Origin of the sequence: Tessaracoccus bendigoensis DSM 12906 (genome assembly GCF_900141915.1) — a bacterium.
GTDB lineage: Bacteria > Actinomycetota > Actinomycetes > Propionibacteriales > Propionibacteriaceae > Arachnia > Arachnia bendigoensis.
The window spans coordinates 1-423 of the sequence record NZ_FQZG01000002.1 but is presented as its reverse complement, the minus strand read 5'-3'; the positions used below and the strand labels follow the sequence as shown (position 1 = coordinate 423).

The window sequence follows — 423 nt, the reverse complement described above, 5'->3', positions numbered from 1 at the left end:
GTAGCTCACCCAGCCAGGAACACAAGCCCTGGAACCAGGCACATGAACGAACCAACCCAAACAGGGCCAGCCCGCCAAAAGCTCCTTAGAAAGGAGGTGATCCAGCCGCACCTTCCGGTACGGCTACCTTGTTACGACTTAGTCCTAATTACCGGTCCCACCTTCGACGGCTCCCTCCAAAAAGGTTAGGCCACCGGCTTCGGGTGTTACCGACTTTCATGACTTGACGGGCGGTGTGTACAAGCCCCGGGAACGTATTCACCGCAGCGTTGCTGATCTGCGATTACTAGCGACTCCGACTTCATGGGGTCGAGTTGCAGACCCCAATCCGAACTGAGACCGGCTTTTTGAGATTCGCTCACCCTCACAGGCTCGCAACTCTTTGTACCGGCCATTGTAGCATGCGTGAAGCCCTGGACATAA

At 56.0% G+C, this 423-nt stretch carries 1 rRNA gene; it reads right to left on the bottom strand.

The features are described 5' to 3' along the window. Positions 1–89 precede the first annotated feature (89 nt). Positions 90–423 (bottom strand): 16S ribosomal RNA (locus BUC15_RS00010); the annotation flags it as partial.